This is a genomic window from Achromobacter sp. Marseille-Q0513 (assembly GCF_018195695.1).
GTDB lineage: Bacteria > Pseudomonadota > Gammaproteobacteria > Burkholderiales > Burkholderiaceae_B > Achromobacter.
In genome coordinates this window covers 1-7732 of record NZ_JAGTJY010000241.1, presented here as the reverse complement: position 1 = coordinate 7732, position 7732 = coordinate 1, and the positions used below count along the sequence as shown (strand labels likewise).

The window sequence follows — 7732 nt, the reverse complement described above, 5'->3', positions numbered from 1 at the left end:
TCCTGCTGGGCGCGAACGCGCCGGTGCCCATCCTGACCTCCAGCTCGCCCGTGCGCCGCATCGTCAACATGACCGCCATGACAGTGGTCGATGTCAATACGCCGCGTTGAAGTCACTCCCGCCGGCCCGGCGTGCCCGCGCACGCCGACCGGACTGGTCCTGACCGGGGGCGGCGCGCGCGCCGCCTACCAGGTCGGCGTGCTCAGCGCCATCATGGAACTGCTGGATCCGGATTGGCACTCCCGTTTCCAGAATCCCTTCGACATCATCTGCGGCACCTCGGCGGGCGCCATCAACGCCGCCGCGCTGGCCTGCCGTGCCGACCGTCCGCACCTGGGGGTGCGGCGGGTGCGCCGCCTGTGGTCCTCGCTGAGCACCGACATGATCTACCGGGCCGACGCGCCCGGCCTGATCCGCACCGGCGTGCGCTGGCTGGGCCTGTTGTCGCTCGGCTGGATGTATTCCGGCTTGACGCGCAAGCGGCCCCAGTCGCTGCTGGACAACAGCCCGTTGCAGGCCTTGCTGGGCCGGGTGCTGGACTTCGGCAACCTGCAGTCCAACCTGGAGCGGGGCTCGCTGTCGGCGCTGGCCATCACGGCATCAGGCTATACCAGCGGCGAACACCTGACCTTCTATCAGGCGCACCGGCCCATCGAACCCTGGCATCGCTACCTGCGCCTGGCGATTCCCACGGACATCGGCATCGACCACCTGATGGCCTCATCGGCCATTCCCTTCGTGTTTCCCGCGCGCCGTGTCGACGTCCACGGCAAAGGGGAATGGTGCGGCGATGGTTCCATGCGCCAGCTCGCGCCCATCAGTCCGGCCATCCATCTGGGCGCCCACCGGGTGCTGGTGGTCGGAACCGGATTCCGCGACGAGACCCATCCGGAGAACCGCGAGGATACGCCGCCGTACCCGTCGCTGGCGCAGGTGGGCGGCCATGCGCTGTCCAGCATCTTCCTGGACGGCCTGTCGGCCGACGTCGAACGGCTGGAGCGCATCAACCAGTTGATGGAGCACGCCGTTCCAGATGGCCAGGACGGCACCATGCGCCGGATCCGGGTCTTGAGCATCACGCCCAGCCGGTCGCTCGATCTGCTGGCGCTGGAGCACCTGGATGACATGCCGGCGCAGGCCCGTGCCCTTTTTCGCGTACTCGGTGTATCGTCCGATCCAGGCCGGCCCGGGGGCGGCGCGCTGATGTCGTATCTGCTGTTCGAATCCAGCTACACCAAGCGATTGATAGAACTGGGTTATGCCGATACGATGCAGCGTAATCGCGAAGTTATCGCCTTTTTCGAGGAGGCACAGGCATGACGCGCAATGCCCAATCTACCTTGCAGCGCCAGTTGCGGCGCGGCGGCGCCTTGCCCCATGACGAGGGGCTGGACAAGAAGGCCGTGGTAGATGCCGCGCATGAGCTTGGCCTGGCGCTGTTCGTGGCGAATTGCGATCCGGCCCGCAGCCGCTCTGCCGTGCTGCGCGCCATCGTCAAGGCGGTGGATTTCCCCGAATATTTCGGCGGCAACCTGGACGCGCTCTACGATTGCCTGTGCGATACCGTCCTGGATCACAAGGTCGGCGTGGTGCTGTGGCTGTACCGGCTGCATTCCGGCGATCCCGCCCTGGAAGAGGACGCTGCCCGGATCGAGGCCGTCTGCGCCGACGCGGCCGAGTTTGCCCACGAGAATGGCCGCATCTTTGCGTATGTGGTCGAGCATGCGGGTCGTCATCCCGATCCCGAACCTGGCGTCGCCGCCGCGCCCTACGGCGACAACGAATAAGACTGAAGGAAGGCCGCTCCGGTCCTGGGGCGATGATGCCCGCGCCATCCCTGCCCGCCGGGCAGGGCCGGTGTCACCAGCCGAGCAGGGCTGCCGCGGCGGCGATCAGCGCCAGGCCAGCCGTTTCCGTGCGCAGCACCCGGGGGCCGAACCTGACTGCCCGTACACCGGCCGCCCGTGCCTGATCGAGTTCCTTGTCGGACCAGCCGCCCTCTGGACCCACCAGCAAGGTCAGCGCCGGCGTGCCGTCCTGATTTCGCAGGGCGGCCAGGGCGCCCGCCAGATCGTCGTCGGCATCCGGATGGCACAGCAGCCGCAGGCCCTCGGCCGGCTGCTCCAGCCATTGCGCCAGCGTTTGCGGCGCGTCCACGTTCATGAGGCGATTGCGGCCGCATTGCTCGCTGGCTGATTGGGCGATGCGTTGCCAGTGGGCCACCCGCTTTTCCAGCCGGGGGCCGGTCAGTTGCAGCACGCTGCGCTGGGCCGCCACCGGGACGACGCGGACCGCGCCCAGCTCCACGGCCTTTTCGATCACCCAGTCCATCTTGTCGCCCGAAGGCAGGCCCTGGACCAGGGTGATGCGGCCGGCTGGCTCCGCTTCCCTGGGGTTGAACGGCCCCAGTTGGGCGTATCCCGTCTTGCCTTCCGTTTCGAGCACTGCCGGGTACTCGCCGCCCTTGCCGTCGAACAGGACGATGGCTTCGCCGGGGCGCAGGCGCAGCACGCGCAATGCGTGATGGGCCAGGGCTTCGGGCAGGGCGATCCGGGCGCCGGGGGCTAGCGGGACATCGCAGAAGAAGCGAGGGTCGGACATGAATGTTGCAGAATGACGTGACGGGAGCAGGGGCTTGCGGCGCGGATGCCGGCGCCATGCTGCGGGTCAGTGCAGGCAAGCCCTATTTAAGCGCGTAGCCTACCATTTTGGCGCCCCATTCCAGGAACAGCGGGGCGTTTGGCGCCAGCTGCAGCGCGCTCAGGGCCAGGAAGCCCATGGTCATCTTCTTGTCCAGGCGCAGCACGTGGGAGCGTAGTTCGGCCAAGTCGGCGTGGGTGGCGAAGCGCTTGAGTTCCTCGCGGTTGGGCAGTTGGGCGATCTGCTCGCGCAGCTCGCGGTGCACCTGCTGGAATTCCGCACAGGACCTCTCCAGTTTGGCGTCTGATTCTTCACGGCCCTTCTCGAACCTGGCATTTGATTCTTCACGGTTCTTCTCGAACCTGGCGTTGGATTCTTCCTGGAATTTTTGCAGTCTTGCGGCCGTTTCTGCGCGGGCGCGCTGCAACCTGGCTTCGGCATCCGCCAGGATCTTCGCGGCCAGCTCGGCCTCGCCGCGGACCTGCGCCTGGTCCAGCGCCTGGCTGATCGCGATCGCGCGCGCTTCGCCCAGGGCGTTGCGCAGGGCAACGAAGCCCTTGGCGGGGAGCGTGATATTGAGCATGGCGATCATCGTAGTGGGATCCAGGGGCGGCGAGAGTGCCTATATTGAATGTCGGACCGGCTCCCCTCTATTGTGGCAACTACGTTGTTTCTGACAGGGGTGAAAACGGCGCTCCGCCTCGCTCTTCCGGCCTATGGGCGGGGGGAAATCCCCAGGTGCTAAAATCTTTTGCTTCGCAACCTACTTAACTGGCCCCTATTTCTCGATGGGTCGGCCAGCATCAAAGAGCCTTTCGAATGAGCAATCCGACCGCCCCTAAACTTGCCTTGGCGGATGCCATCCGCGCCCTCGCGATGGATGCCGTGCAACAAGCGAATTCCGGGCATCCGGGCGCTCCGATGGGCATGGCGGAAATCGCCCAGGCCCTGTGGGCCGGTAACCTGCGCCACAATCCCAAGGATCCCGCCTGGGCCAACCGCGACCGCTTCGTGCTGTCCAACGGCCACGGCTCCATGCTGATCTACGCCCTGCTGCACCTGACGGGCTACGATCTGCCGATCGAAGAGCTGAAGAACTTCCGCCAACTGCACTCCAAGACGCCGGGCCACCCCGAAGTGGGCATCACCCCGGGCGTGGAAACCACCACCGGCCCGCTGGGCCAGGGCCTGGGCAACGCGGTCGGCATGGCGCTGGCCGAGGCGCTGCTGGCGGCCGAATTCAACAAGCCCGGCCACACCGTCGTCGACCATCACACCTACGCTTTCACCGGCGACGGCTGCCTGATGGAAGGCATCTCGCACGAAGTTTGCTCGCTGGCCGGCACGCTGAAGCTGGGCAAGCTGGTCGTGCTGTATGACGACAACGGCATCTCCATCGACGGTCATGTCGAGCACTGGTTCGCCGACGACACCGCCAAGCGCTTCGAGGGCTACGGCTGGAACGTGATCCGCGGCATCGACGGCCACGACGTCGCCGCGGTGGACGCCGCCATCAAGCAGGCCCGCTCGCAGTCGGCCAAGCCGACGCTGATCGTCTGCCGCACCGTCATCGGCAAGGGCTCGCCCAACATGGCCGGCACGCACAACGTGCACGGCGCCCCGCTGGGCAAGGACGAGATCGCCGCCACCCGCGCCGCGCTGGGCTGGTCGGCCGAACCGTTCCAGATCCCGCAAGCCATCTACGACGGCTGGGACGGCCGCAAGCAGGGCGCCGCCACCCAGGCCGAATGGCAATCGGCGTTCGACGCCTATGCCGCCGAATTCCCCGCCGAGGCCGCCGAATTCAAGCGCCGCATGAAGGGTGAAATGCCCGCCGGCTACGCCGAACAGTTCAAGGCGTTCCTGGACGCCACGCTGGAAAAGGCCGAAACCGTCGCCACCCGCAAGGCCTCGCAGTTCGCCATCACGGCCCTGGCCCCGCTGCTGCCCGAAATGCTGGGCGGCTCGGCCGACCTGACCGGCTCGAACTTCACTGACTGGAAGGGCGTCGCTGCCGTCCGCGCCGGCGAACAGGGCATCCAGTTCGGCCGCCACATCAACTACGGCGTGCGCGAATTCGGCATGGCCGCCATCATGAACGGCGTGGCGCTGCACGGCGGCTACCTGCCGTTCGGCGGCACCTTCCTGACCTTCTCCGACTACTCGCGCAACGCCATCCGCATGGCGGCGCTGATGAAGCAGCGCGTGGTGCACGTGTTCACGCACGACTCCATCGGCCTGGGCGAGGACGGTCCGACCCACCAGTCGATCGAGCACGCCGCCAGCCTGCGCCTGATCCCCAACCTGTCGCTCTGGCGCCCCTGCGACACGGCCGAGACCGCCGTGGCCTGGAATGCCGCCGTGACGCGTCCGACCAGCATCGGCATGGACGTGCATGACGGCGGCCCGACCGCGCTGCTGCTGTCGCGCCAGAACCTGCCTTTCGTGCAGCGCGATGCCGCCACCGTGGCCGCCATCGCCCGCGGCGGCTATGTGCTGCGCGACGCCGAAGGCGCCCGCGCCGTCATCATCGCCACCGGTTCGGAAGTCGCCATCGCGCTGGACGCGCAGGCCCAGCTGGCCAAGGACGGCGTCGCCGTTCGCGTGGTCTCCATGCCCAGCACCGACGTGTTCGACAAGCAGGACGCCGCCTGGAAGCAGTCCGTGTTGCCCAAGGGCCTGCCGCGCGTGGCCGTCGAGGCCGGCGTGACCGCCTTCTGGCACAAGTACGTGGGCCTGGAAGGCGCCGTGGTCGGCATCGACCGCTATGGCGAATCCGCCCCGGCCGGCGCGCTGTTCAAGTTCTTCGGGCTGACCGCCGACAAGGTGGCCGAGACCGTCAAGCAAGTTCTGTAAAAAAGGAGCCTAGTCATGACCATTCGCGTCGCCATCAACGGTTACGGTCGCATCGGCCGCAACATCCTGCGTGCCCACTACGAAGGTGGCAAGAAGCACGATATCGAAATCGTCGCCATCAACGACCTGGGCGATCCCAAGACCAACGCCCACCTGACCCGCTACGACACCGCCCACGGCAAGTTCCCGGGCACCGTCGAAGTCGACGGCGACTACATGGTGGTCAATGGCGACAAGATCCGCGTGCTGGCCAACCGTAATCCGGCCGAGCTGCCCTGGGGCGAGCTGAAGGTCGACGTGGTGCTGGAGTGCACGGGCTTCTTCACGACCAAGGAAAAGGCCGGCGCGCACATCAAGGGCGGCGCCAAGAAGGTCATCATCTCGGCTCCCGGCGGCAAGGACGTTGACGCCACCGTCGTCTACGGCGTCAACCACGGCGTGCTGAAGGCCACCGACACCGTCATCTCGAACGCGTCGTGCACCACCAACTGCCTGGCCCCGCTGGTCAAGCCGCTGAACGACAAGCTGGGCCTGGAAAACGGCCTGATGACCACGGTCCACGCCTACACCAACGACCAGGTCCTGACCGACGTCTACCACGAAGACCTGCGCCGCGCCCGTTCGGCCACCATGAGCATGATCCCGACCAAGACCGGCGCCGCCGCCGCGGTCGGCCTGGTGCTGCCGGAACTGAACGGCAAGCTGGACGGCTACGCCATCCGCGTCCCGACCATCAACGTGTCGATCGTCGACCTGTCCTTCGTGGCCAAGCGCGACACGACCGTCGAAGAAGTGAACAGCATCCTGAAGGCCGCCTCCGAAGGCGAGCTGAAGGGCATCCTGGACTACAACACCGAGCCCCTGGTTTCGGTGGACTACAACCACAACCCGGCCTCCAGCACCGTCGACGCGTCGCTGACCAAGGTCTCGGGCCGCCTGGTCAAGGTCTCGTCCTGGTACGACAACGAGTGGGGCTTCTCGAACCGCATGCTCGACACCACCGTCGCGCTGATGTCGGCCAAGTAAGCATCGCTGTCGGATCGAAGGGGACGAACAGGTTTTCCGCCACGGCGGAAAGCGGGTTCGTCCCCTTTGTTCGCCAACTCTAGGAAGCAAAGCATATGCCCAAGGTACAAACCCTGTCCGCGCTGGCCAAGGCCGGCGCCCTGTCCGGCAAGCGCGTGTTCATCCGCGCCGACCTGAACGTGCCGTTCGACGACGCCGGCCGCATTTCCGAAGACACCCGCATCCGCGCCTCCGTGCCTGGCATCCGCCTGGCGCTGGACGCCGGCGCGGCCGTGATGGTCACGTCCCACCTGGGCCGCCCGAAAGAGGGCGTGCTGACCGAGGCCGATTCGCTGGCCAAGGTCGGCCAGCGCCTGTCCGAGCTGCTGGGCATGCCTGTGCAGCTGGTGCAGAACTGGGTCGATGGCGTCAAGGTCGACGCCGGTCAGGTCGTGCTGCTGGAAAACTGCCGCGTCAACGTCGGCGAGAAGAAGGACGACGAGGCGCTGGCCAGGAAGATGGCCGCGTTGTGCGACGTCTACGTCAACGACGCCTTCGGCACGGCGCACCGCGCCGAGGCCACCACGCACGGCATCGCGCGCTTCGCGCCGGTGGCTTGCGCGGGTCCGCTGCTGGAAGCCGAGCTGGACGCGCTGGGCCGCGCCCTGCATGAGCCCAAGCGTCCGCTGGTCGCCATCGTCGGCGGCTCCAAGGTCTCGACCAAGCTGTCCATCCTGCAATCGCTGGCTGACAAGGTCGACCAGCTGGTGGTGGGCGGCGGCATCGCCAACACCTTCATGCTGGCCGCCGGACTGTCGATCGGCAAGTCGCTGGCCGAGCCCGACCAGGTCGATCAGGCGCGCGCCGTGATCGAGCTGATGAAGCAGCGCGGCGCCGACGTGCCGATCCCGGTGGACGTGGTCTGCGCCAAGTCCTTCGGCGCCGACGCCGAGGCGACCGTCAAGGCGGCCGAGGACGTGGCCGACGACGACATGATCCTGGACATCGGCCCGCAGACCGCGGCGCAGTTGGCCGAGATCCTGAAGCAGGCCGGCACCATCGTCTGGAACGGCCCGGTCGGCGTGTTCGAGTTCGACCAGTTCGCCAATGGCACCGAAGTGGTGGCCCGCGCCATCGCCGGTTCGGCCGGCTTTTCGATCGCCGGCGGCGGCGACACGCTGGCCGCCATCGCCAAGTACGGCATCGGCGAGCAGGTGGGCTACATCTCCAC

7 protein-coding genes are annotated in these 7732 nt (G+C 67.0%); 5 read left to right on the top strand and 2 right to left on the bottom strand.

What is annotated here, in order from left to right:
* Window positions 1–90 precede the first annotated feature (90 nt).
* Complete coding sequence (locus KDH83_RS28240) at window positions 91–1320, top strand: patatin-like phospholipase family protein (protein ID WP_249205413.1); 1230 nt, start codon at window positions 91–93, stop codon at window positions 1318–1320.
* Window positions 1317–1787 (top strand): barstar family protein, encoded by a 471-nt coding sequence (locus KDH83_RS28235; protein ID WP_103275848.1) that lies wholly within the window; start codon window positions 1317–1319, stop codon window positions 1785–1787. Before KDH83_RS28240 ends, KDH83_RS28235 begins: the two co-directional genes overlap by 4 nt.
* Before the next feature lie 73 nt (window positions 1788–1860).
* Here the strand turns inward: KDH83_RS28235 and KDH83_RS28230 are convergent, their stop codons facing one another.
* Complete coding sequence (locus KDH83_RS28230) at window positions 1861–2601, bottom strand: 16S rRNA (uracil(1498)-N(3))-methyltransferase (protein ID WP_212321856.1); 741 nt, start codon at window positions 2599–2601, stop codon at window positions 1861–1863.
* An 82-nt stretch (window positions 2602–2683) separates the two neighbouring features.
* Entirely contained in the window at window positions 2684–3232 is a 549-nt protein-coding gene (locus tag KDH83_RS28225) for a hypothetical protein (RefSeq protein WP_212321854.1), read from the bottom strand.
* A 227-nt stretch (window positions 3233–3459) separates the two neighbouring features.
* Here KDH83_RS28225 and tkt point away from each other — a divergent pair, with 227 nt between their 5' ends.
* The 3 genes from tkt to KDH83_RS28210 form a co-directional block, all read left to right on the top strand.
* A complete protein-coding gene (gene tkt, locus KDH83_RS28220) occupies window positions 3460–5496 on the top strand; it encodes a transketolase (protein WP_212321852.1) in 2037 nt (678 codons plus the stop codon).
* Between the two features lie 15 nt (window positions 5497–5511).
* Window positions 5512–6522 carry a type I glyceraldehyde-3-phosphate dehydrogenase gene (gene gap / locus KDH83_RS28215; RefSeq protein ID WP_103275844.1) on the top strand — a complete coding sequence of 337 codons (1011 nt, stop codon included), beginning with the start codon at window positions 5512–5514 and terminating at the stop codon, window positions 6520–6522.
* Window positions 6523–6617: 95 nt separating this feature from the next.
* On the top strand, window positions 6618–7732 hold a 1115-nt coding region (locus KDH83_RS28210), incomplete at its 3' end, for a phosphoglycerate kinase (protein WP_212321850.1).